Raw genomic sequence first — 21,214 nt, forward strand, 5'->3', positions numbered from 1 at the left:
GTGGGGGCGGCGCGCCGCCCCGCCTCCACGGGAACATCCGGGGACTTCTAGTCCTGCTTCTTCCTGCGCGTCCCGAACACGATCTCGTCCCAGCTGGGGACGGCCGCCCTGCGTCCGGGGCGCACCCCGTCGGCCTCGGCCTGGCGGTCGGTGGTCCCGGTCAGCCGGTCCCGGTGGCCGGCCACCGTGCGCGGCATGAGGACGTCCGCGTACGCGGCGCCCGCACCCGCCGAAGCGGCCGGCGCGGGCGGCTCCTCGACCTCGGACTCGGTGTCCGGCGCGGTCTCGGACGGTTCCGGCGGGGCGGACGGGCGCTCAGGGACGACCAGGTCGCCCCGGAAGCTCGGCACCGCTTCGAGCAGGCTGGTCAGCGAATCGCTCTCGTCGGCCACCACGGGCTCGGGCGGCGGCGCCGGCCGCTCCAACTGGCGGTCGAGGGCCCGGTCGAGCGGCCGATCGAGGGACCGGTCGAGGGCGCGGTCGAGCGGCCGGTCCCTCGGCAGCCGGGCGATCCTCGGCACGAACGGGAAGCTGGGCTCCGGCACCGAGGTGATGGTGTCGTCGGACTCGCCGATCAGCGAGCGGGCCTCGTCGTCGACGGCCTGCACGAGTCGGCGCGGCGGGTCGTAGGTCCAGCTCGCGGAGTGCGGCTCGCCCGCGACCAAGTAGACGAGCAGGACTTCCCACGTGCCGTCGTCGCGGCGCCAGGAGTCCCACTGGACGCTCTCCTTGTCGGCGCCGCGCAGCAGCAGACGCTCCTGCACCGCCTCGCCGAGCTGGGGTCCGGTGTTCTCGCCGGGACGGCGCACGGGGGTCTTGCGCGCCCGCTCCGCCATGAAGGCGCGCTCCGCGAGGACGGGGCCTTCGAAGCGGCGTACGCGCTCGACCGGGATGCCGGCGAACTGGGCGACCTCCTCGGCGGAGGCACCGGCTCGTATCCGTGCCTGGATGTCGCGCGGGCGGAGGTGGCTCTCCACCTCGATCTCGATCTGGCCGAGACGGGCACGGTCGTTGCGCACGGCGGCCCGGAGCCGCTCGTCGATCGGAAGCGTGTACTCCGTGCTGTCCGCAGCCTTGAGCACCAGTCGTGTGCCGTCGTTGGAGACGGCCACGACACGCAGTTCGGGCATGGGGACCTCCCGGGTGGTGCCTGCCGACGTCACGTGCGTCGCTGCTTCCGCTAGTCGAGTGTGGCCTGCCCGGGTGCAGCCTGCCACAACATTGCCGAGTTGCCCGGCGTGTCGGGCATGGGCCCTGGAACGCCGCTGTGGCACGGTTACCTGTTTCACAACGCAGGGTGACCGAGTTGGTCACTCTGTGCAGCAGGCGCCCGTGCGGTGCCGCGGCGCCGCCGGTTCGAGTGCCGCGTTCGGCCCCCTCCCGTAGTCCCGGGTACCCGTGTGGGACCGGGGCCCAGGGCTCGCCACAGTACTCCATTCGGGCCACCGGGGTGGACCGGCACGCCGCCGAAGTTCTCCCTGGGTACGGGAGTTGAGCCTGCCCCCGCGGGGACGTTCCAGGCACCCACGTGTCCTGCTTCACACAATCCCCAAAACCGGAACTAATCCTTTCGCTCAAATGTCCTTTCCCAGTGCAAGACGGAACAGAAGGGCGAACAAGGACTGGGCATGAGTGACAAGCCGGACACCGGTACGGATGAGAAGAAGCGCATCGATCTGAGCGTGCCTCAAGTGGCGGGCAGCGCGCTGGCGGCGGTCGCCGCGGCGGTGCTCGCCTCGACCCTCGGCGTGTACGGCACGTTCATCGGCGCCGGTGTCGTGAGCGTGGTCGCCACCTGCGGCGGCACCGTCTTCCAGCACTTCTTCAAACGGACCGGCGAGCAGTTGCGGGAAGTGACGGTCCAGGCCAAGTCGGGCGCGCGGCAGGTGCCGGTGGTCTCCCCGTACAAACGCGGCCGCGACCGGACGGCGCCGCCGCCCCCGGTGGACGCCGAACGGACCCAGCTCCTTGGCCGACCCGATCCCGCCGACGCCGAACGGACCCAGCTCCTGGGCCAGGTCGACCTCGACGCCGGCCGCACGCACCTGTTGCCCCGCGCGGACGCCGACCGGACCCGGCTGCTGAAGACCCTCGGACCGGGGGACCTGCCGCCGGGCGCGGCGCCGGCCAAGGAGTTCAACGAGGCGAGCGTCCACGGCACCCGGCTGCGCGGCTGGAAGCGGCCGCTGCTGGCGGCGGCCGTCGTCTTCGGGATGTCGATGGGCGGTATTACGGCGTACGAGCTCATCGCCGGCGGTGAGCTCGGCGGCAACGGCGACGGGACCACCTTGCAGTCCGTGTTCACCGGCGGCGCCGCCAAGCGGCAGCCCTCGGATCCCGCGCCCGCCGACAGCGGCGATCCGCACAAGCCCTCGCCCGGGGCCGGCACCGGTGGTTCGCCGAGCCCGGGTCGCAGCGGCAAGGGCGCGGGCGGGGACGGCTCATCGACGGCGGATCCCTCGCGGTCGCCCGCCCCCTCGTCCTCGCCGTCCACGGGCTCCGGTACCGGGCCCGGCTCGGGCTCCGGCTCCGGCTCCGGTTCCGGCTCCGGCGGGTCCTCGACGGCCCCGACGCCCACCCCGTCCGGCTCCGCCGGTTCGTCGGGCACGGGCTCGTCGGGAGCGGATTCGTCCGGCACGGCCACGGGGCAGGGCGGCGGCGCCGGCGGGCCCGGCGCCTCCGGCGCGAAGCCCGGGGGCACCCCCGCCCCGTGACGCCCGCGCCTCAGTCGCCCAGCACGCGCCGCAGATAGGGATTGGCGAAGCGGCGGTCCGGGTCGAGCCGGTCGCGCAGCGCGGTGAACTCGGCGAAGCGCGGATAGACCTCCGCGAAGTACGCCGCGTCCCGGGTGTGCAGCTTGCCCCAGTGCGGCCGGCCCGCGTGCTCGGTCATGATCCGTTCGACCGCCGTGAAGTACGCCTGGTGCGGCGTGCCTTTGTACATGTGCACGGCTATGTAGGCGCTCTCGCGGCCCGACGCGGTGGAGAGCGCGATGTCGTCGGCGGGCGCGACGCGGACCTCCACGGGGAAGCTCACGCGCAACGGCGAGCGGTCCACCAGCGCCTTGACCTCGCGCAGGGCCGCGATCGCCGCCTCGCGCGGCAGGGCGTACTCCATCTCGACGAAGCGCACCCGGCGCGGGCTGGTGAAGACCTTGTACGGAATGTCGGTGTAGGTGCGGGCGGAGAGCGCCCGGCTGGAGAGCCCCGCGATGGCCGGGATCGTGGCGGGCGCGACCCGGCCGAGCGAACACACCAGCTGGAACAGCCCGTTGGACATGAACTCGTCGTCGATCCACGCCCGCAGCTTCCCGGGCGGGGCTGCGGGCCCGGCGCTGCGGTTGTTGCGCTTGGTGTTGCAGTTGCCGGTGTGCGGGAACCAGTAGAACTCGAAGTGCTCGTTCTCCGCGCAGAGTTCGTCGAAGCCGGCGGTGACCCGGTCGAAGGCCATCGGCTCCTCACGGGCCGTCAGCCAGAAGACGGGCTCGACGGCGAAGGTGATCGCGGTGACGACGCCGAGCGCGCCGAGCCCGATCCGGGCCGCGGCGAACACCTCCGGGTTCTCCTCGGCGGAGCAGGTCAGGAGCGAACCGTCGGCGGTGACCAGCTCAAGTGCGGTGATCTGGGCGGCGATCGAGGCCGAGTCGCGGCCGGTGCCGTGGGTGCCGGTGCTCGTGGCGCCCGCCACCGTCTGCTCCATGATGTCGCCCATGTTGGTGAGGGACAGGCCCTCCCGCGCCAGCACCGCGTTCAGCCGCTTCAGCGGGGTGCCCGCCTCCACCGTGACGGTCATCGCGGCGCGGTCGATCTTCCGGATGCCGGTCAGCAGGTCGGGACGTATGAGTACGCCGTCGGTCGCGGCGGCCGCGGTGAAGGAGTGGCCGGTGCCGACCGCCTTCACCGCGAGGCCGTCCCGCGCGGCGGCGCGGACCGCTTCGGCCAGTTCGGCCGCCGAGGCCGGCGCGACCTCGCGGGCCGGCCTGACGGTGACGTTGCCCGCCCAGTTACGCCAGGTGCTGCTGCCGTTCGCTCCGCTCATCTGCTTCGAGCCCCTCCCGATGCGGCACCGGCCTGCGAAGCCGGCGGTATCCGAGGAACGCCACCACCGCCGCGAGCGTTCCCGACACGCCGGACACCAGATACCCCGCACCCGCGCCCGCCGCGTCCACCACCCAACCGGCGGCCGATGAGCCGAGCGCCACACCGACCGCGAGCCCGGTACTGGTCCAGGTCATGCCCTCGGTGAGCTTGCTGCGCGGTACGTGCTGTTCGACCAGGGCCATCGTCGTCACCATCGTCGGCGCGATGAACAGACCCGCGACAAAGAGCGTCACGGCAAGGAACGGCAGGTTCCCGGCCAGTTGGAGCGGGATCATACTCACCGCCATCGCACACACGCCCACCAGCCACCTGGTCGACGCCGCCCCCTTCAGGCGCAGCAGCCCGAACACCGCCCCGGCCAGGCACGAGCCGAGCGCGTACACGGCGAGCACCAGGCTGGCCATCGCCTTGTGGCCCGCCTCGTCGGCGAAGGCGACCGTGACCACGTCGACCGAGCCGAAGACCGCGCCGGTGGCCACGAAGGTGGCGACCAGGACTCGCAGGCCGCGCGAGCCGAGCGCGGTGCGGCCGGTGTGCTGCTCGTGCGGGTGCGGGGCGGGTTCGGTGGCGCGCTGAGCGGTCAGCCAGAGCACCCCGGTCACCAGGAAGCAGGCCGCGATCAGCGGTCCGGCCTCGGCGAACCAGGCGGTGGAGAGCCCGATCGACAGGATCGGTCCCAGGATGAAGCAGAGTTCGTCGACGATCGACTCCCAGGAGTACGCGGTGTGCAGCTTCTGGGTGTCGCCGCGGTATATGGCGGCCCAGCGGGCCCGGACCATGGAGCCGACGCTCGGCACACAGCCGGCCCCCGCCGCGAAGACGAAGAGTGTCCAGTCGGGGGCGCCCTGCTGGGCGCAGACCAGGAGTCCGCCTACCGCGGCCACGGTGGCCAGGGTGGCCGGGCGCAGCACCCGGCGCTGGCCGTGCCGGTCCACGAGCCTGGATATCTGGGGGCCGAGGACGGCGGCGGACATGGCCAGCGTCGCCGAGAGCGCGCCGGCCAGGCCGTAGCGCCCGGTCAGCTGGGAGATCATGGTCACCACGCCGATGCCCATCATCGACAGGGGCATCCGGCCGAGCAGGCCCGCCGCCGAGAACCCCAGGGCGCCGGGGGCGGAGAAGATCGCGCGATAGGGACTGGGCAACGGGGGCTCCGGGTTCCGGCGTGACGCGTTACTTAATTCCTAAAGCGTACGACGCTGAAGTGGGCGGACGCACCGCTTTTTCCTAGCCCCCGCGACCGGCTCGGTGGGCCCTCTGTCAGAGGCGGATGGCAGGATCGAGTCATGTCCGAACTGCGCGATCCAGCTCCCGGAGTGGCCGCCGCCGCCCCGTACGACGCCCTGCTGCTGCTCTCCTTCGGCGGCCCCGAAGGCCCCGACGACGTGGTCCCGTTCCTGGAGAACGTGACGCGCGGCCGGGGCATCCCCAAGGAGCGCCTGAAGGAGGTGGGGCAGCACTACTTCCTGTTCGGCGGCGTGAGCCCCATCAACGAGCAGAACCGCGCCCTTCTGGCCGCCCTGCGTGAGGACTTCGCGGAGCACGGCCTCGACCTGCCCGTCTACTGGGGCAACCGCAATTGGGCGCCCTACCTCACCGACACCCTGCGCGAGCTCGTCAGCGACGGCCGGCGCCGCGTCGCGGTGCTCACCACCAGCGCGTACGCCTCCTACTCGGGCTGCCGGCAGTACCGCGAGAATCTGGCACAGGCGCTGGCGACGCTTCGGGACGAGGGCCTCGAGGTGCCCAGGGTCGACAAGCTGCGGCACTACTTCAACCACCCCGGCTTCGTCCGCCCCATGATCGACGGCGTCCTGAAGTCGCTCGCCGCGCTGCCCGATGACGTCCGCGCGGGCGCCCACCTGGCCTTCACCACGCACTCGATCCCCACCGCCGCCGCCGACACCTCCGGTCCGGTGGCGGAGCACGGCGACGGCGGCGCCTATGTGCGCGAGCACCTGGACGTGGCGCGGGTGATCGCCGGCGCGGTCGCCGCCGAGACCGGCGTCGAGCGGCCCTGGCGGCTGGTCTACCAGTCCCGTTCCGGCGCCCCGCACATCCCCTGGCTCGAACCCGACATCTGCGACCACCTGGAGGCGGTCCACGGCGAGGGCGCCCCGGCCGTCGTCATGGTCCCCATCGGCTTCGTCTGTGACCACATGGAGGTCCTGTACGACCTGGACACGGAGGCCACCGCCAAGGCCGCCGAGCTCGGTCTGCCCGTGGCGCGCTCCGCCACCGTCGGGGCCGACCCGCGCTTCGCCGCCGCCGTGCGCGACCTCGTCCTGGAACGCGCGGCGGCCGAGCGCGGACTGCCCGCCGAGCGGTGCGCCCTGGGCGCGCTCGGCCCCTCGCACGACCTGTGCCCTGTCGGCTGCTGCCCGGCCGCCCGGGGCGCAGCCAAGCCCGCCGCGGCCGGCGCCGACAGCCCGTACGCGTAAGGAGCCACCATGACGCAACCGCTGCACCGCGAACTGCTCGATCTCGCCCTCGAGGCCGCCCGGCGGGCCGGGGCGCTGCTGCGTGACGGGCGCCCGGCCGACCTCGCCGTCGCCGCCACCAAGTCGAGCCCCATCGACGTGGTGACCGAGATGGACATCGCGGCCGAGAAGCTGATCACCGGCTACCTCGCCGAACGGCGCCCGCACGACGGCTTCCTCGGCGAGGAGGGCGCCTCCAGCGAGGGCACCAGCGGCGTGCGCTGGATCATCGACCCGCTCGACGGGACCGTCAACTACCTCTACGGGCTGCCCACTTGGGCCGTCTCCATCGCCGCGGAGGCGCACGGCGAGCGGGTCGCGGGCGTGGTCGCCGCCCCGATGCGTGGCGAGACCTACCACGCCGTCCTGGGCGGCGGCGCCTTCGAGGGCGAGCGCCGGCTGCGCTGCCGCCCGCCGGCCCCGCTCGCGCAGTGCCTGGTCGGCACGGGCTTCGCCTACGTCCACTCCGTCCGCGCCCACCAGGCCCAGGTGGCCGAGCGGCTGATCCCGCGCTTCCGCGACATCCGCCGCGGCGGCTCGGCCGCGATCGACCTGTGCGACGTGGCGGCCGGCCGGCTCGACGCGTACTACGAGCGCGGCCTGAACCCCTGGGACTTCGCGGCGGGCGACCTGATCGCCCGCGAGGCCGGCGCGCTCACCGGCGGGCGGCCGGGGCAGCCCGCCTCCCGCGAGCTGACTCTCGCCGCGTCCCCGGAGCTCTTCGGCCCGCTCCAGGCGCTCCTGGAGGAGCACGGCGCCTGGCACGACTGAGCCGCCCGCGGCCCTGGACAGGGCGAGACCCCGGCGCCCATGTGCGGCGCCGGGGTCACGGGTGGACGGGGCTCAGACGGCTGCGGCCACCTCGACGCCGTGCTCGGCGGCCAGACGACGCAGATCGTCAAGCTCCGCCTGCTCGACGTCCGCGAGGAAGTCGTCGCCGGTCTCGCGTGCCCGTGTGAGGTCGGTTTCCGTGGCCCTTATGCGCTGCAGCAGTCCTGCGGTGAAAGCGTCCATGGTGCGCCCCCTCGTCGTGGGTCGGTGGCACGGGGATGTGCCGACGGTGGGTAGCGACCACGACGCCGGGGTGTGGCAAGCCACAGCCAGGGGCGTGATCGCGGGGTGTGCATTCGTCCTCCCCAGACCCGCTCCGGCGGAAACCTCAACGGGCCCGCCAATCCTGTTGCGCACCGCGCCCGCACCTGGCGTGGCCGGAAAGCGCAGGCGGGGGCGGCTGCCGGCCCGGCACCGCCTTACCGCCGGTTTATGGGCGTAAGGGGCAGGATGGGAGCGCACCGTCACTGGTGCACTGCACAGTCGTGCCCGCGAACGACGCGGGACCCTAGGGAAGGAAATGCGCCGTGCGCGTACTCGTCGTCGAGGACGAGCAGCTGCTCGCCGATGCGGTGGCCACCGGACTGCGCCGGGAGGCCATGGCCGTCGACGTCGTGTACGACGGCGCCGCGGCCCTGGAGCGGATCGGCGTGAACGACTACGACGTGGTGGTGCTCGACCGGGACCTCCCGCTCGTCCACGGCGACGACGTCTGCCGCAAGATCGTCGAACTGGGAATGGCCACGCGTGTCCTGATGCTGACGGCCGCCGGCGACGTCAGCGACCGGGTCGAGGGCCTGGAGATCGGCGCGGACGACTATCTGCCCAAGCCCTTCGCCTTCACCGAGCTGACCGCCCGCGTCCGCGCGCTCGGCCGGCGCACCACCGTGCCGCTGCCGCCGATCCTGGAGCGGGCCGGCATCAAGCTGGACCCCAACCGGCGCGAGGTGTTCCGCGAGGGCCGGGAGATCCAGCTCGCTCCCAAGGAATTCGCGGTGCTCGAGGTCCTGATGCGCAGTGAGGGCGCCGTGGTCTCGGCCGAGCAACTGCTGGAGAAGGCCTGGGACGAGAACACCGACCCGTTCACCAACGTCGTACGGGTCACCGTCATGACCCTGCGCCGCAAGCTCGGCGAGCCCCCGGTGATCGTCACCGTGCCGGGCTCGGGCTACCGGATCTGACGGCGATGGCCGCCACGCCCGCGCCCCCCGCGGCGCCTCCGAAGCCCACCTGGGCCCCGAAGTCGGCCGAACCGCCCTTCCCCTGGCTCAGGCCCACCATCCGCATACGCCTCACCCTGCTCTACGGCGGCATGTTCATGATCGCGGGGATACTGCTCCTGTCGATCATCTACCTGCTGGCGGCCCAGGCCCTGCACGCGGGCAGCGCTCCCTTCAAGATCGTGGGAGGCCAGGGCATCGCGCTGTCCAGCAGCAGCTGTCAGCTGCCCGCCTCCGGCACCTTCCAGGAGATCAACGACGCCATCGGCGTCTGCATGGCCCAGCAGCGCCAGCACGCCCTGGACAACCTCCTCAGCCGCTCCCTGCTCGCCCTGGTCGGCCTCAGCGTCATCGCCTTCGCCTTCGGGTACGCGATGGCCGGGCGCGTCCTGTCGCCGCTCGGCCGGATCACCCGTACCGCCCGCCGGGTGGCCGGCACCGACCTGACCCGGCGCATCGAGCTGGACGGCCCCGACGACGAGCTCAAGGAGCTCTCCGACACCTTCGACGAGATGCTGGACCGCCTGGAGCGGGCCTTCACCGCCCAGCAGCGCTTCGTCGCCAACGCCTCCCACGAGCTGCGCACCCCGCTCGCCATCAACCGCACGCTGCTCGAGGTGCATCTGTCCGACCCGGGCGCCCCCGTCGAGCTCCAGCAGCTGGGCAAGACCCTGCTCGCCACCAACGAGCGCAGCGAGCAGCTGGTGGAGGGGCTGCTGCTGCTGGCCCGCAGCGACAACGAGATCATCGACCGCAAGCCCGTGGACCTCGCGGAGGTGGCCTCACGCGCCCTGGACCAGGCCCGCAACGAGGCCGACGCCAAGGGCGTGGAGATCCGCGGCGAGCGGGCCCCCGCGATCGTCCAGGGCAACGGCGTGCTCCTGGAGCGGATCGCGCTCAACCTGGTGCAGAACGCGGTGCGGTACAACATCGCCGATGAGGGCTGGGTCGAGGTGGTCACCGAGGTCAGCGACGGCCACGCGACGCTCATCGTCCGCAACACCGGCCCGGTGGTCCCGGCGTACGAGATCGACAACATCTTCGAGCCGTTCCGGCGACTGCGTACCGAGCGGACCGGCAGCGACAAGGGCGTCGGACTCGGCCTGTCCATCGCCCGGTCGGTCGCGCGGGCCCACGGAGGCCGTATCATCGCGGAGCCCCGCGAAGGCGGAGGCCTCGTGATGCGTGTCACCCTTCCGGTCTGAGACGCGGCGCGAGGAGCCCCTCGGGCTTCTGATGACCGTTCGCTTTGCGCGGAATTCTCTGGGCCTGTTCCTGTGAGTTCCGTGTGTGATCAGTCACAAGGGGACACATCGGGCCACCTACTCTCCGTGATCGTCGAATTCCCTGGAATCCCGGTAAAAGTCCGGGTTTCCGGGGGGTGAGATCACGGGAAGTACACGAGGTGGCGCTGGTGAAGCGCGACATATGGACCGTGTACGGTCCCGATCGCCATCCAAGACGAGCACTCCCGAGGGGTGCGGTTGGGTGTCGATTGAGTAACAGACCTTGATGTGAGGCAAAATCTCCGCCTCAGGTCGGGCACAAGTCCGGCCTCTCACGCGTTACGTGCGCTGAGACACCGCAACCACCCAGAGGGGGAGAGCGACATGGCAACGGACTACGACACCCCACGCAAGACCGATGACGACGTCGATTCCGACAGCCTTGAAGAGCTGAAGGCCCGGCGCAACGACAAGTCCACCTCGACCGTCGATGTCGACGAGTACGAGGCCGCCGAGGGTATGGAACTGCCCGGCGCGGACCTGTCCAACGAAGAGCTCGCCGTTCGCGTCCTGCCCAAGCAGGCCGACGAGTTCACCTGCATGAGCTGCTTCCTCGTGCACCACCGCAGCCAGCTGGCCCGGGAGAAGAACGGCCAGCCCATCTGCCGCGACTGCGACTGAGCAGGCCGGCTGTGGCAAGCGCGAAACCGTCCCGGAAGCGACCGTTCCGGCGGAACGGTGCCCCGGGTCCCACCGAGGCGCCACAGGGCGGCACGAGCCCGGCAGAAGGCGTGGAAGCCCCCGCCGAGCCGGCCGGCCGGCCTGCGGTGAGCGCGGCCGACGGTGCACGTGACGCCGAGCGGGGCCGGCAGGCCTCGCTCGAAGCAGCCGTCACGGCACCGCAGACGAAGGAGGCGGGACCCACGGCCGGGGTCCGACGCCTGGACGCCCTGCGCAGGGGCACTCTCGACAAGGGCCTGCCGGCCCTCAAGAAGGGTGTTCCGGTGCTCAAGAAGGGCGTACGCAAGAGCGGCGAGGGCCTGAAGGCCTCGCTCGGTCACCTCGCCGACCGGATCATCCAGATCGCCCCCCGCGTCCCGGTGCGGGACCTGGCGACCCTGCGCGCCCAGTTCCCGGGGCTGGGCCCCGAGGAGATCGCCGACAAGCTGATCGCGGGCGCCGCGGGCGGCACGTCCACGGTCGGCGCGGGCATCGGCGCGGCCGCGATGCTGCCCGTACCGCCCGCGATGCCCGCCGAACTGGCGGCGGAGATCACCGGCGTCGCCGCCATCGAGCTGAAGCTCATCGCCGAGCTGCACGAGGTCTACGGAATGCGGCCGCCGGGCTCGCTCAAGGAACGCGCCATGGCGTATCTGACGTCGTGGACCGAGGAGCGCGGCATCGACGTCACCAAACCCACCACGCTCAACTTCGCCCTCGGCGGCCAGATGAAGCGCGAGCTGCGCCAGCAGATCATGAAGCGCATGGTGCGCAATCTGCCGAATCTGACGCCGTTCATGGTCGGCGCGGCCGTCGGCGCCGTGCTGAACCGCCGCGACACCAAAAAACTCGCCGGGCACGTCCGCGAGGACCTGCGCGCACGCCAGGTGCCCTGGGACGCGCTGGAGGACCTGCCGGCCCTGGAGCAGCCGGACGACCCGCTGCCGCCGGGCACCACCCCCGGGGAACTGGGCCGCTGAGCGGCGAACCGGCCGGGGATCCGGCTCAGGCGGCGGAGCGGACCGCGTTCAGGGCGGCCTTCAGCGCCTCGGGGTCACGGGTGGAGAGGTAGACGTAGGGCGTCGGGTCCGACGGGTCGGTGATCTCCACCTTCACCGCCATCGGGATGTAGGCCCGCAGCAGCATGAACGCGCGGGGATCGGCCTTGTGCAGCCGCCAGGCCCGCGCCTCATCGGCGTCCAGGATCTCCGGTTCGCCCAGCGCCTTCACCGGGATCCGGGCCTCGCCCGCCACCAGCGTGTCCGTGAGCACGCGGATCCGGATCGAGCCGTAGGAACTCACCACCACCCACGACACCGCCGTGCCGCCCACGAAACCGGCCAGCATCGGCAGTGTGCCCACCGGCAGCAGCATCAGCGCGCAGGCGACGCCGACCAGGACGGAGATGAACCACCAGGATCGGGGCGCGGTCAGGCGTTCTGTGTACTGCGGGGCATTGGGCTGCATGAAAGCAAGCTTGGCACGGCGCGACCCGCTCCTGGACCGCGGGTAAGGTCTGCGCCTGTGACTGCTACATCTGCGTCCCTGACGCCCCCGGCCGACGCCACGGCGCCGGTGCGGCACCCCGAGGCGCCCCTGCCGGGCGAACTGCTCGGCGCGCACTACGGGCACTGCTTCGGCTGCGGCGACGGAGCGCCCCATGGACTGCACCTGGCCGCGCGGGCCGGGGAAGGCGTGCGCGTCACGGCCGAGTTCACCGTGCGCGAGGCCCATCAGGGCGCCCCCGGGCTCGCGCACGGCGGGGTGCTGGCCACCGCGCTCGACGAGACGCTCGGCTCGCTGAACTGGCTGCTCAGGGTCATCGCGGTGACCGGCAGGCTCGAGACGGACTTCGTCCGCCCGGTCCCGGTCGACGCCGTGCTGCATCTGGAGGCCGAGGTCACCGCCGTGGCCGGCCGCAAGATCTACTCCCGGGCCACCGGCCGCATCGGCGGGCCCGATGGGCCCGTGGCGGTCCGGGCCCAGGCCCTCTTCATCGAGGTGAAGGTGGACCACTTCATCGACAACGGACGCCCGGCCGAGATCCAGGCCGCGATGTCCGACCCCGACCAGGTCAGGCGCGCCCGCGCCTTCGAGGTGAACCCGTGACGCGTGACCCCGTAGACGTCCTCATCCGCCGCGTCGACCCGGAGGTGCCGATCCCGGCGTACGGGCACCCGGGCGACGCCGGGGCCGACCTGGTGACCACCGAGGCCGCCGAACTGGCCCCCGGTGAACGGGCGGTTCTGGCGACCGGTGTTTCCCTCGCGCTGCCCGACGGGTACGCGGCCTTCGTGCACCCCCGTTCGGGGCTCGCCGCCCGGTGCGGTGTCGCCCTGGTGAATGCCCCGGGGACGGTGGATGCCGGGTACCGTGGAGAGATCAAGGTGATCGTGGTCAACCTCGACCCGCGCGAGAGCGTGCGGTTCGAGCGTTTCGACCGCATTGCCCAACTGGTCGTCCAGCAAGTCGAGAAGGTGCGCTTCCACGAGGTGGCGGAGCTTCCCGGCTCGGCGCGGGCCGAGGGGGGCTTCGGGTCCACCGGCGGTCACGCCGCCGTGGACGATCCGGCCGCCAGTGGCGGCACAACGGGTGGGAATCGATACGCTTCGGCCGTATCCGACCGGGAAGGACAGTGACGTGTTCGGACGTCGCAAGAAGAGTGGATCCGCGGACGACGCGGCGGACGCGGCGGGCGAGGCCGAGCAGGCCGTCGACGGCACTGAGGCCGACGGCGCCACCGGGGCCGGCGACGAGGGCGAGGTGCGCAGGGTGAACCTGCCGCCGGCGCCGCGTCCGGACGGGCCCTGGGACGTTTCCGAGGTCATCGAGCCGGGCGAGGGCCGGGTCGACCTCGGCGGCCTCTTCGTCCCCGGGGTCGAGGGCATGGAGCTGCGCGTCGAGGTCGCGGGCGACGCGATCGTGGCGGCCACGGTCGTCCTGAACGACAGCGCGGTCCAGTTGCAGGCCTTCGCGGCGCCGAAGAAGGAAGGCATCTGGGGCGAGGTCCGCGAGGAGATCGCCTCCGGCATCACCCAGCAGGGCGGCATCATCGACGAGGTCGAGGGCCCGCTCGGCTGGGAGCTGCGCGCGCAGGTCCCCGTCCAGCTGCCCGACGGCACGGGCGGCGTGCAGCTGGTGCGTTTCGTGGGCGTGGACGGACCGCGCTGGTTCCTGCGCGGGGTCATCTCCGGTCAGGGCGCGGTGCAGCCGGGGGCCGCCGGGCTCCTGGAGACGATCTTCCGCGACACGGTCGTGGTGCGCGGCGAGGGCCCGATGGCGCCCCGCGACCCGATCGTCCTGAAGCTGCCCAACGACGCGCAGATGGTGCCCGAGGGCGTGCAGCAGGAGGACCAGGAGGGCTCGCGCTTCTCCGGCGGCATGGGCCAGCTCCAGCGGGGCCCCGAGGTCACCGAGATCCGCTGAACCGTCCGCAGGGCTTCCCGATGGGCCGCGCCCCCGCGAAGGGGTCGTGGCCCATCGGCGTTCCCGCCGTCGCCCCGGCCCTCGCGCGTTGCCCGAAAGACCTTGCTCGCCCGGGCGATCCGGGCAGACCCCCGACCACTTCATTGCCCGCCCCGGCGCCGCCCGCACATACTGGCGCCCAACCGCGCACACGCACGTACGGGGCGACGGGGCAACGGGACAGCGGGGCAACGGGGAGATGACCGACATGACGCGGAGCACCAGTGGACAGGGCGCTGCGGCCGTCGCGGCCGAGCGGCCGGCCGGCCCGATGGTCGAGGTCGACAACCTGCACCGCTCCTACGGCACCGGCCCGCGCGCCGTGCACGCCCTGCGCGGCGTCTCCTTCGAAGTGCCGCGCGGCGAACTCGTCGCCTTGAAGGGCCGTTCGGGCTCCGGCAAGACCACCCTGCTCAACCTCCTGGGCGGCCTCGACAAGCCGGACGAGGGAACCATCACGGTGGACGGCACCGACGTCGGGAGCCTGGGCGAGCAGGGCCTCCTGGAGCTGCGCCGCGACCGCATCGGCTTCATCTTCCAGTCCTTCGGCCTCATTCCCATCCTCAGCGCCGCCGAGAACGTGGGTGTCCCCATGCGCCTCAAGAAGGCCGACCCGCGCGAGCGCGAGGAGCGAGCCGCGCTGCTGCTCTCCCTGGTCGGCCTCGGTGAGCACACCGCGCAGCGGCCCGGCGAGCTCTCCGGCGGCCAGCAGCAGCGCGTCGCCATCGCCCGCGCCCTGGCCAACCGCCCCGCCCTGCTCATCGCGGACGAGCCCACCGGCCAGCTCGACGCCGACACCGGTCTCGCGGTGATGGAGCTGCTGCGCGCCGTCGTACGCGGGGAGGGCGTCACCGCCCTGGTCGCCACCCACGACAGCCAGCTCCTGGGCCTCGCCGACCGTGTCCTGGAACTGAACGACGGCCAGATCACCGATCACGGCTGACCCGGGGCGTGCGGCCCGAGGCCCGGCGGCCCGGGCGTCAGAATCTCGTCAAGAGGTGTCATCCGCCCCACCCCCACCCCATTTGCCCAAATTGTTGGCCGTAAGGTCGACGCAGCGTACGCAGCTGAATTCTGAAAGACAATGGGGCCATGGCACGCGGGAAGCTTCGGATCTACCTCGGCGCGGCGCCGGGCGTCGGCAAGACGTACGCCATGCTCTCCGAGGCCCACCGCCGGGTCGAGCGCGGCACCGACTGCGTCGTGGCCCTGGTCGAGCACCACGGCAGGCCGCGCACCGAAGTGATGCTGCACGGCCTTGAGCAGATCCAGCGCCGCGCGATCGACTACCGGGGCGGCGCCTTCACCGAGATGGACGTCGACGCGGTCCTCGAGCGCCGCCCCGCCGTCGCCCTGGTGGACGAACTGGCGCACACCAATGTGCCCGGCGCCCGCAACACCAAGCGCTGGCAGGACGTCGAGGAACTGCTCGCGGCCGGCATCGACGTCGTGTCCACCGTCAACATCCAGCACCTGGAATCCCTCGGCGACGTCGTCGAGTCGATCACCGGCGTACGCCAGCGCGAGACGGTGCCCGACGAGGTGGTGCGCAGGGCCGACCAGATCGAGCTCGTCGACATGTCGCCCCAGGCGCTGCGCCGCCGCATGGCGCACGGCAACGTCTACCAGTCCGACAAGGTCGACGCGGCCCTGTCCAACTACTTCCGGCCCGGCAACCTCACCGCCCTGCGCGAACTCGCGCTGCTCTGGGTCGCCGACCGCGTGGACGAATACCTCCAGCAGTACCGGGGCGAGCACGGCATCCAGTCCACCTGGCAGGCCCGCGAGCGCATCGTCGTCGGCCTCACCGGCGGCCCCGAGGGCCGCACCCTGATCCGCCGGGCCGCCCGCATGGCCGCCAAGGGCTCCGGCAGCGAGATCCTGGCCGTCTACGTGGCGAGGAGCGACGGACTCACCTCCGCGTCGCCCAAGGAACTCACCGTCCAGCGCACCCTCGTCGAGGACCTGGGCGGCAGTTTCCACCACGTCATAGGCGACGACATCCCCTCCTCGCTGCTCGCCTTCGCACGCGGCGTCAACGCCACCCAGATCGTCCTCGGCTCAAGCCGGCGCAAGGCCTGGCAGTACATCCTGGGCCCCGGCGTCGGACAGACCGTGGCCCGGGACTCCGGCCCCGACCTCGACGTCCACATCGTCACCCACGAGGAGGTCGCCAAGGGCCGGGGCCTGCCCGTGGCGCGCGGCGCACGGCTGGGGCGGGCCCGCATCGTGTGGGGCTGGGCGGCCGGCGTGCTGGGCCCCGCCCTGCTCACGGTGCTGCTCACCAACGTCGAGGCGGATCTCGGGCTCGCCAACGACATGCTGCTCTTCTTGACGCTCACGGTCGCGGCGGCGCTGATCGGCGGACTGCTCCCGGCCCTCGCGTCGGCCGCCTTCGGCTCGTTCCTGCTGAACTACTTCTTCACCCCGCCCGTCCACCAGGTCACGATCGCCGACCCGAAGAACATCGTCGCCATCGTCATATTCGTCCTGGTCGCGGTGTCGGTGGCCTCCGTCGTGGACGTCGCGGCCCGCCGTACCCACCAGGCGGCCAGGCTGCGCGCCGAATCGGAGATCCTCTCCTTCCTCGCGGGCAGCGTCCTGCGCGGCGAGACCAGCCTGGATGCCCTCCTCGAGCGGGTCCGCGAGACCTTCGCCATGGAGTCGGTCGCCCTTCTGGAGCGCGCCGGCGACATGGAACCCTGGACCCGGGCCGGCAGCGTGGGCCCCCGCCCGGTCGGCCGGCCCGAGGACGCGGACGTGGACATGCCGGTCGGCGACCACATGGCGCTCGCCCTGTCCGGCCGGGTCCTGCCCGCCGAGGACCGGCGGGTGCTCGGCGCGTTCGCCGCCCAGGCCGCCGTCGTCCTGGACCGCAGGCGCCTGGTCGGCGAGGCCGAGGAGGCGCGCAAGCTCGCCGAGGGCAACCGCATCCGCACCGCGCTGCTCGCCGCCGTCAGCCACGACCTGCGCACCCCGCTGGCCTCCATCAAGGCGGCGGTGAGCTCGCTGCGCTCCGAGGACGTCGCGTGGTCCGACGAGGACCGCGCCGAACTGCTCGAAGGCATCGAAGCCGGCGCCGACCGCCTCGACCACCTCGTCGGCAACCTCCTCGACATGTCCCGCCTCCAGACCGGCACCGTCACCCCGCTCATCCGCGAGATCGACCTCGACGAGGTCGTGCCCATGGCGCTGGGCGGCGTCCCCGAGGACAGCGTCGTCCTCGACATCCCCGAGACGCTGCCCATGGTCGAGGTCGACCCGGGCCTGTTGGAGCGGGCCGTGGCCAACGTGGTCGAGAACGCCGTCAAGTACAGCCCGCCCGGCCGCAGCGTCACGGTCGCCGCCAGCGGTCTCGCCGAACGCGTCGAGATACGCGTCACCGACCGGGGCCCCGGCGTGCCCGACGCCGCCAAGGACCGCATCTTCGCGCCCTTCCAGCGCTACGGCGACGCCCCGCGAGGGGCGGGCGTGGGCCTGGGTCTCGCCGTCGCCCGGGGCTTCGCCGAGGCCATGGGCGGCACGCTCGCCGCCGAGGACACCCCGGGCGGCGGCCTCACCATGGTCCTCACCGTCCGCGCCGCCCCGGGCCCCGGCCGCGCCCCGACGGACCACGCCGCCCAAGCCACCCACGCCGTTCAAGCCACCAACGCCCCCTCATGAACCGATCCGCTCAGGCAGTAACCGCTCAGCCCGTAACCGCAGAAGGCAGGTGTCCCAGATGACCCGGGTGCTCGTGGTCGAGGACGAGCCGCAGATCGTGCGCGCGCTCGTGATCAACCTCAAGGCACGCAAGTACGAGGTGGACGCGGCCCCCGACGGAGCGAGCGCCCTCCAGCTCGCCGCCGCCCGCCACCCCGACGTGGTCGTGCTCGACCTCGGCCTGCCCGACATGGACGGCGTCGACGTCATCCGGGGGCTGCGCGGCTGGACCCGGGTCCCCATCCTCGTGCTCTCCGCGCGCCACACCTCCGACGAGAAGGTCGAGGCGCTTGACGCAGGCGCCGACGACTACGTCACCAAGCCCTTCGGCATGGACGAGCTGCTGGCCCGGCTGCGCGCCGCCGTCCGCCGCGCCGAGCCGCCCAAGGGCGCCGACGGGCCCGACGACGTGGTCCTCGTCGAAACGGACGGCTTCACCGTGGACCTGGCCGCCAAGAAGGCCCACCGCGACGGCCGCGACGTACGCCTGACCCCCACCGAGTGGCACCTGCTCGAAGTGCTCGTGCGCAACCCCGGCCGCCTGGTCAGCCAGAAGCAGCTGCTCCAGGAGGTCTGGGGCCCCTCCTACGGCACCGAGACCAACTATCTGCGGGTCTACATGGCCCAGCTGCGCCGCAAGCTGGAGCTCGACCCCTCGCACCCGCGCCACTTCATCACCGAGCCCGGCATGGGCTACCGCTTCGAACACTGATCCGGACGGGCCCGGCGGCAGGGGTGACCGGGACGCCTCGCCCCCGTGCGGTAGGGCCGAGGAGTGCGTGGTGCCCACACGCTTCGATCCGGCGGGGGAGGGCCCCGGTACCCTTTCTGTATGAGTGCTGACCTTCGTACCGGCAAGCCCGCGGGGCGCTTGCGCCGGATGCTCGACCGGCTGTCCACCTCGCAGGAGGACCTGCACTCCGCGGAACTGCAGGAGGACGCACAGGCCACGGGGTGCACCCGCATCTCCGAGTGCAGCGACCGCCAGATAGTCAAAGTCACTGGTACCTTGCGGACGGTCACCCTGCGTCCCCGGGCGGGTGTGCCGGCGCTCGAGGCCGAGCTCTTCGACGGCACCGCCCCGCTGGACGTGGTGTGGCTTGGACGGCGCTCGATCGTGGGCATCGAGCCGGGCCGCAAGCTCATCGCTTCGGGCCGGATCTCCTTGAGCCACGGCCGGCGGGTCCTTTTCAACCCCAAATACGAACTGCGACCGCTCGGACAGGAGTAGCCGGTGACGTCAGTCGACAAGCCGACCACGACCACCCCCGCCCCGCCCGCCGACGCGAAGGCGGTGACCGAAGCCGCGCTCTTCGAGGCCTTCGGCGGCGTGCGCGGCATGGTGGAGACGGTCCTTCCGGGACTGCTCTTCGTCACGATCTTCACGGTCAACAAGGACCTGCACGTCTCGGCGATCGCCGCGCTCGCGGTGTCCCTGCTGCTCGTCGCGGTCCGCCTGGTGCGCAAGGACACCATGAAGCACGCCTTCAGCGGTGTCTTCGGTGTGGCCTTCGGCGTGGTCTTCGCCATGGTCACGGGCAACGCCAAGGACTTCTACCTGCCGGGCATGCTCTACACGCTGGGCCTCGCGCTCGCGTACATCGTGACCACCCTGTGCGGCGTGCCGCTGATCGGGCTCATCCTCGGCCCGGTCTTCAAGGAGAACCTGTCCTGGCGCACCCGCAACCCCGGCCGCAAGAAGGCGTACGCGAAGGCCAGTTGGGCCTGGGGACTGATCCTGCTCGCCAAGTGCGCGATCCTCTTCCCCCTGTACTGGTGGGCCAACACCTCCCAGCTCGGCTGGGTCCTGATCGCCCTGAAGATCCCGCCGTTCCTGCTCGCCGTCTGGCTCACCTGGGTCTTCCTCGCCAAGGCGCCGGCGCCGATCGACGTCTTCGCCGAGATGGAGGCCGAGGAAGCGGCCGAAAAGGCCCGCAAGGCCGCCGCCGCCCGGGGCGAAGCCGGCGCCTGACCAGCCCCCGTGCCCGGGGACTTTCCCGTACGCGCGCCAAAGGCCCGGAACCACAACGGTTCCGGGCCTTTGGCGCATCGTCGCCGATCAGCCCTCGCGGCGTACCGACAGCAGGTCTTCCAACTGCTCCTCGCGGGCCTGCGCGGCCACGAACAGCAGCTCGTCGCCCGCCTCCAGGGTCTCCTCCTGGCTCGGCGTCAGCACCCGGGTGCCCCGGATGATGGTGACGAGCGAGGTGTCCTGCGGCCAGGCCACGTCCCCGACCTGCGTGCCCGCGATCGCGGACTCCGGCGGCAGCGTCAGCTCGACCAGGTTGGCGTCGCCGTGGCTGAAGCGCAGCAGCCGTACGAGATCGCCGACGCTCACCGCCTCCTCGACCAGCGCCGACATCAGACGCGGCGTCGAGACGGCCACGTCCACGCCCCACGACTCGTTGAACAGCCACTCGTTCTTGGGGTTGTTGACCCGGGCCACCACCCGGGGCACCCCGTACTCGGTCTTCGCGAGGAGCGAGACGACCAGGTTCACCTTGTCGTCACCGGTGGCCGCGATGACCACGTTGCAGCGCTGCAACGCCGCCTCGTCGAGCGAGGTGATCTCACAGGCGTCCGCGAGCAGCCACTCCGCCAGTGGCACCCGCTCGACCGAGATGGCGGTGGGCGCCTTGTCGACGAGAAGCACCTCGTGCCCGTTCTCCAGGAGCTCGCCCGCGATGGAACGGCCCACCGCGCCGGCCCCGGCAATCGCCACGCGCATCAGTGACCGCCCTCCTCGGGACCCTGGGCGAACGCCGCCTCGACCTTTTCGACCTCGTCGGTCCGCATCATCACGTGCACCAGATCGCCCTCCTGGAGGACCGTCTGGGACGTCGGAAGCACCGCCTCACCCAGCCGGGTGAGGAAGGCGACCCGTACGCCGGTCTCCTCCTGCAACTTGCTGACCTTGTGACCGATCCACGCCGCCGAGGTGTGCACCTCGGCCAGCTGCACGCCACCGCTCGGGTCGCGCCACAGGGGCTCCGCGCCGGACGGAAGGAGCCGGCGCAGCATCTGGTCGGCGGTCCAGCTGACCGTGGCGACCGTCGGGATGCCCAGGCGCTGGTAGACCTCCGCGCGGCGCGGGTCGTAGATCCGGGCCGCCACGTTCTCGATGCCGAACATCTCGCGCGCCACGCGGGCCGCGATGATGTTGGAGTTGTCGCCGCTGGAGACCGCCGCGAACGCGCCGGCCTCCTCGATGCCCGCCTCGCGCAGGGTGTCCTGGTCGAAGCCGACGCCGGTCACCCGGCGTCCGCCGAAGCCCGAACCGAGGCGACGGAAGGCCGTCGGGTCCTGGTCGACCACGGCAACGGTGTGCCCCTGCTGTTCCAGGGCCTGCGCGAGAGCGGCTCCCACTCGCCCACAGCCCATGATGACGATGTGCACGTCCCCTTACCCCGCACTCCTGGTCGCCCCGATGACCTGCGCAAACACCCTGCTCACTACTTCCTTCTCGGCTA

At 72.0% G+C, this 21,214-nt stretch carries 22 protein-coding genes; 15 read left to right on the plus strand and 7 right to left on the minus strand.

From position 1 onward, the window contains the following. Window positions 1–47: 47 nt before the first annotated feature. Window positions 48–1,130, minus strand: coding sequence for a septation protein SepH (gene sepH, locus ABR738_RS30260; RefSeq protein WP_350233110.1), 1,083 nt, complete (start codon window positions 1,128–1,130; stop codon window positions 48–50). A 498-nt stretch (window positions 1,131–1,628) separates the two neighbouring features. Here sepH and ABR738_RS30265 point away from each other — a divergent pair, with 498 nt between their 5' ends. Beyond that, window positions 1,629–2,714: a hypothetical protein gene (locus ABR738_RS30265; RefSeq protein WP_350233111.1), complete on the plus strand. Its 1,086-nt coding sequence runs from the start codon at window positions 1,629–1,631 to the stop codon at window positions 2,712–2,714. Window positions 2,715–2,724: 10 nt separating this feature from the next. Here ABR738_RS30265 and ABR738_RS30270 read toward each other — a convergent pair whose 3' ends face one another. Together ABR738_RS30270 and ABR738_RS30275 are read right to left on the minus strand one after the other, a co-directional pair. Continuing rightward, window positions 2,725–4,038 (minus strand): D-arabinono-1,4-lactone oxidase, encoded by a 1,314-nt coding sequence (locus tag ABR738_RS30270; RefSeq protein WP_350233112.1) that lies wholly within the window; start codon window positions 4,036–4,038, stop codon window positions 2,725–2,727. Further along, window positions 4,004–5,245, minus strand: coding sequence for an MFS transporter (locus ABR738_RS30275; RefSeq protein ID WP_350233113.1), 1,242 nt, complete (start codon window positions 5,243–5,245; stop codon window positions 4,004–4,006). Before ABR738_RS30275 ends, ABR738_RS30270 begins: the two co-directional genes overlap by 35 nt. A gap of 141 nt (window positions 5,246–5,386) precedes the next feature. On the opposite strand from ABR738_RS30275, the gene ABR738_RS30280 reads away from it, so the two are divergent. Then, window positions 5,387–6,541, plus strand: a complete 1,155-nt coding sequence (locus tag ABR738_RS30280; protein ID WP_350233114.1) for a ferrochelatase — start codon at window positions 5,387–5,389, stop codon at window positions 6,539–6,541. Window positions 6,542–6,550: 9 nt separating this feature from the next. After that, window positions 6,551–7,351, plus strand: coding sequence for an inositol monophosphatase family protein (locus tag ABR738_RS30285; RefSeq protein ID WP_350233115.1), 801 nt, complete (start codon window positions 6,551–6,553; stop codon window positions 7,349–7,351). Between the two features lie 72 nt (window positions 7,352–7,423). On the opposite strand, the gene ABR738_RS30290 is transcribed toward ABR738_RS30285, so the two are convergent. Further along, entirely contained in the window at window positions 7,424–7,594 is a 171-nt protein-coding gene (locus ABR738_RS30290; protein ID WP_350233116.1) for a hypothetical protein, read from the minus strand. 344 nt (window positions 7,595–7,938) lie between these two features. On the opposite strand from ABR738_RS30290, the gene ABR738_RS30295 reads away from it, so the two are divergent. The 4 genes from ABR738_RS30295 (at window position 7,939) to ABR738_RS30310 (ending at window position 11,557) form a co-directional block, all read left to right on the plus strand. Beyond that, window positions 7,939–8,592: a response regulator transcription factor gene (locus ABR738_RS30295; RefSeq protein ID WP_267056846.1), complete on the plus strand. Its 654-nt coding sequence runs from the start codon at window positions 7,939–7,941 to the stop codon at window positions 8,590–8,592. 5 nt (window positions 8,593–8,597) lie between these two features. Beyond that, window positions 8,598–9,836: a sensor histidine kinase gene (locus ABR738_RS30300; RefSeq protein ID WP_350233117.1), complete on the plus strand. Its 1,239-nt coding sequence runs from the start codon at window positions 8,598–8,600 to the stop codon at window positions 9,834–9,836. Between the two features lie 405 nt (window positions 9,837–10,241). Then, window positions 10,242–10,538: a DUF4193 domain-containing protein gene (locus tag ABR738_RS30305; RefSeq protein ID WP_053725482.1), complete on the plus strand. Its 297-nt coding sequence runs from the start codon at window positions 10,242–10,244 to the stop codon at window positions 10,536–10,538. An 11-nt stretch (window positions 10,539–10,549) separates the two neighbouring features. Then, on the plus strand, window positions 10,550–11,557 hold the full coding sequence (locus tag ABR738_RS30310) for a hypothetical protein (RefSeq protein WP_350233118.1): 1,008 nt from the start codon (window positions 10,550–10,552) through the stop codon (window positions 11,555–11,557). 25 nt (window positions 11,558–11,582) lie between these two features. Here the strand turns inward: ABR738_RS30310 and ABR738_RS30315 are convergent, their stop codons facing one another. Then, window positions 11,583–12,044 (minus strand): DUF3093 domain-containing protein, encoded by a 462-nt coding sequence (locus tag ABR738_RS30315; protein ID WP_350233119.1) that lies wholly within the window; start codon window positions 12,042–12,044, stop codon window positions 11,583–11,585. Window positions 12,045–12,101: 57 nt separating this feature from the next. On the opposite strand from ABR738_RS30315, the gene ABR738_RS30320 reads away from it, so the two are divergent. The 8 genes from ABR738_RS30320 (at window position 12,102) to ABR738_RS30355 (ending at window position 19,716) form a co-directional block, all read left to right on the plus strand. After that, window positions 12,102–12,686, plus strand: coding sequence for a PaaI family thioesterase (locus ABR738_RS30320; RefSeq protein WP_350233120.1), 585 nt, complete (start codon window positions 12,102–12,104; stop codon window positions 12,684–12,686). Beyond that, the gene (gene dut / locus ABR738_RS30325) at window positions 12,683–13,216 is read left to right on the plus strand and encodes a dUTP diphosphatase (RefSeq protein WP_350233121.1); all 534 of its coding nucleotides are present in this window, start codon (window positions 12,683–12,685) and stop codon (window positions 13,214–13,216) included. The genes ABR738_RS30320 and dut overlap by 4 nt, the downstream gene beginning before the upstream one ends. Before the next feature lies 1 nt (window position 13,217). Then, a complete protein-coding gene (locus tag ABR738_RS30330) occupies window positions 13,218–14,003 on the plus strand; it encodes a DUF3710 domain-containing protein (protein ID WP_350233122.1) in 786 nt (261 codons plus the stop codon). Window positions 14,004–14,250: 247 nt separating this feature from the next. Further along, the gene (locus ABR738_RS30335; protein ID WP_350233123.1) at window positions 14,251–14,985 is read left to right on the plus strand and encodes an ABC transporter ATP-binding protein; all 735 of its coding nucleotides are present in this window, start codon (window positions 14,251–14,253) and stop codon (window positions 14,983–14,985) included. A 149-nt stretch (window positions 14,986–15,134) separates the two neighbouring features. After that, a complete protein-coding gene (locus ABR738_RS30340) occupies window positions 15,135–17,705 on the plus strand; it encodes a DUF4118 domain-containing protein (RefSeq protein WP_350233124.1) in 2,571 nt (856 codons plus the stop codon). 58 nt (window positions 17,706–17,763) lie between these two features. Further along, a complete protein-coding gene (locus ABR738_RS30345; RefSeq protein WP_350233125.1) occupies window positions 17,764–18,456 on the plus strand; it encodes a response regulator in 693 nt (230 codons plus the stop codon). 120 nt (window positions 18,457–18,576) lie between these two features. Beyond that, window positions 18,577–18,975: an OB-fold nucleic acid binding domain-containing protein gene (locus ABR738_RS30350; RefSeq protein ID WP_350233126.1), complete on the plus strand. Its 399-nt coding sequence runs from the start codon at window positions 18,577–18,579 to the stop codon at window positions 18,973–18,975. Between the two features lie 3 nt (window positions 18,976–18,978). Beyond that, window positions 18,979–19,716, plus strand: coding sequence for a DUF3159 domain-containing protein (locus ABR738_RS30355; RefSeq protein ID WP_350233127.1), 738 nt, complete (start codon window positions 18,979–18,981; stop codon window positions 19,714–19,716). Between the two features lie 87 nt (window positions 19,717–19,803). Here the strand turns inward: ABR738_RS30355 and ABR738_RS30360 are convergent, their stop codons facing one another. Together ABR738_RS30360 and ABR738_RS30365 are read right to left on the minus strand one after the other, a co-directional pair. Then, window positions 19,804–20,472, minus strand: coding sequence for a potassium channel family protein (locus ABR738_RS30360; RefSeq protein WP_350233128.1), 669 nt, complete (start codon window positions 20,470–20,472; stop codon window positions 19,804–19,806). Continuing rightward, window positions 20,472–21,140, minus strand: coding sequence for a potassium channel family protein (locus ABR738_RS30365; protein ID WP_350233129.1), 669 nt, complete (start codon window positions 21,138–21,140; stop codon window positions 20,472–20,474). Before ABR738_RS30365 ends, ABR738_RS30360 begins: the two co-directional genes overlap by 1 nt. Window positions 21,141–21,214 lie beyond the last annotated feature (74 nt).

This window comes from Streptomyces sp. Edi4, from assembly GCF_040253615.1.
In the GTDB taxonomy this organism is placed as follows: Bacteria; Actinomycetota; Actinomycetes; order Streptomycetales; family Streptomycetaceae; genus Streptomyces.

Excerpts from the sequence above, each read along its gene's own strand:
- sepH (WP_350233110.1), bottom strand. The coding sequence starts at position 1,130 with ATGCCCGAACTGCGTGTCGTGGCCGTCTCCAACGACGGCACACGACTG.
- ABR738_RS30265 (WP_350233111.1), top strand. The coding sequence starts at position 1,629 with ATGAGTGACAAGCCGGACACCGGTACGGATGAGAAGAAGCGCATCGAT.
- ABR738_RS30270 (WP_350233112.1), bottom strand. The coding sequence starts at position 4,038 with ATGAGCGGAGCGAACGGCAGCAGCACCTGGCGTAACTGGGCGGGCAAC.
- ABR738_RS30280 (WP_350233114.1), top strand. The coding sequence starts at position 5,387 with ATGTCCGAACTGCGCGATCCAGCTCCCGGAGTGGCCGCCGCCGCCCCG.
- ABR738_RS30285 (WP_350233115.1), top strand. The coding sequence starts at position 6,551 with ATGACGCAACCGCTGCACCGCGAACTGCTCGATCTCGCCCTCGAGGCC.
- ABR738_RS30290 (WP_350233116.1), bottom strand. The coding sequence starts at position 7,594 with ATGGACGCTTTCACCGCAGGACTGCTGCAGCGCATAAGGGCCACGGAA.
- ABR738_RS30300 (WP_350233117.1), top strand. The coding sequence starts at position 8,598 with ATGGCCGCCACGCCCGCGCCCCCCGCGGCGCCTCCGAAGCCCACCTGG.
- ABR738_RS30305 (WP_053725482.1), top strand. The coding sequence starts at position 10,242 with ATGGCAACGGACTACGACACCCCACGCAAGACCGATGACGACGTCGAT.
- ABR738_RS30315 (WP_350233119.1), bottom strand. The coding sequence starts at position 12,044 with ATGCAGCCCAATGCCCCGCAGTACACAGAACGCCTGACCGCGCCCCGA.
- ABR738_RS30335 (WP_350233123.1), top strand. The coding sequence starts at position 14,251 with ATGACGCGGAGCACCAGTGGACAGGGCGCTGCGGCCGTCGCGGCCGAG.
- ABR738_RS30340 (WP_350233124.1), top strand. The coding sequence starts at position 15,135 with ATGGCACGCGGGAAGCTTCGGATCTACCTCGGCGCGGCGCCGGGCGTC.
- ABR738_RS30345 (WP_350233125.1), top strand. The coding sequence starts at position 17,764 with ATGACCCGGGTGCTCGTGGTCGAGGACGAGCCGCAGATCGTGCGCGCG.
- ABR738_RS30350 (WP_350233126.1), top strand. The coding sequence starts at position 18,577 with ATGAGTGCTGACCTTCGTACCGGCAAGCCCGCGGGGCGCTTGCGCCGG.
- ABR738_RS30360 (WP_350233128.1), bottom strand. The coding sequence starts at position 20,472 with ATGCGCGTGGCGATTGCCGGGGCCGGCGCGGTGGGCCGTTCCATCGCG.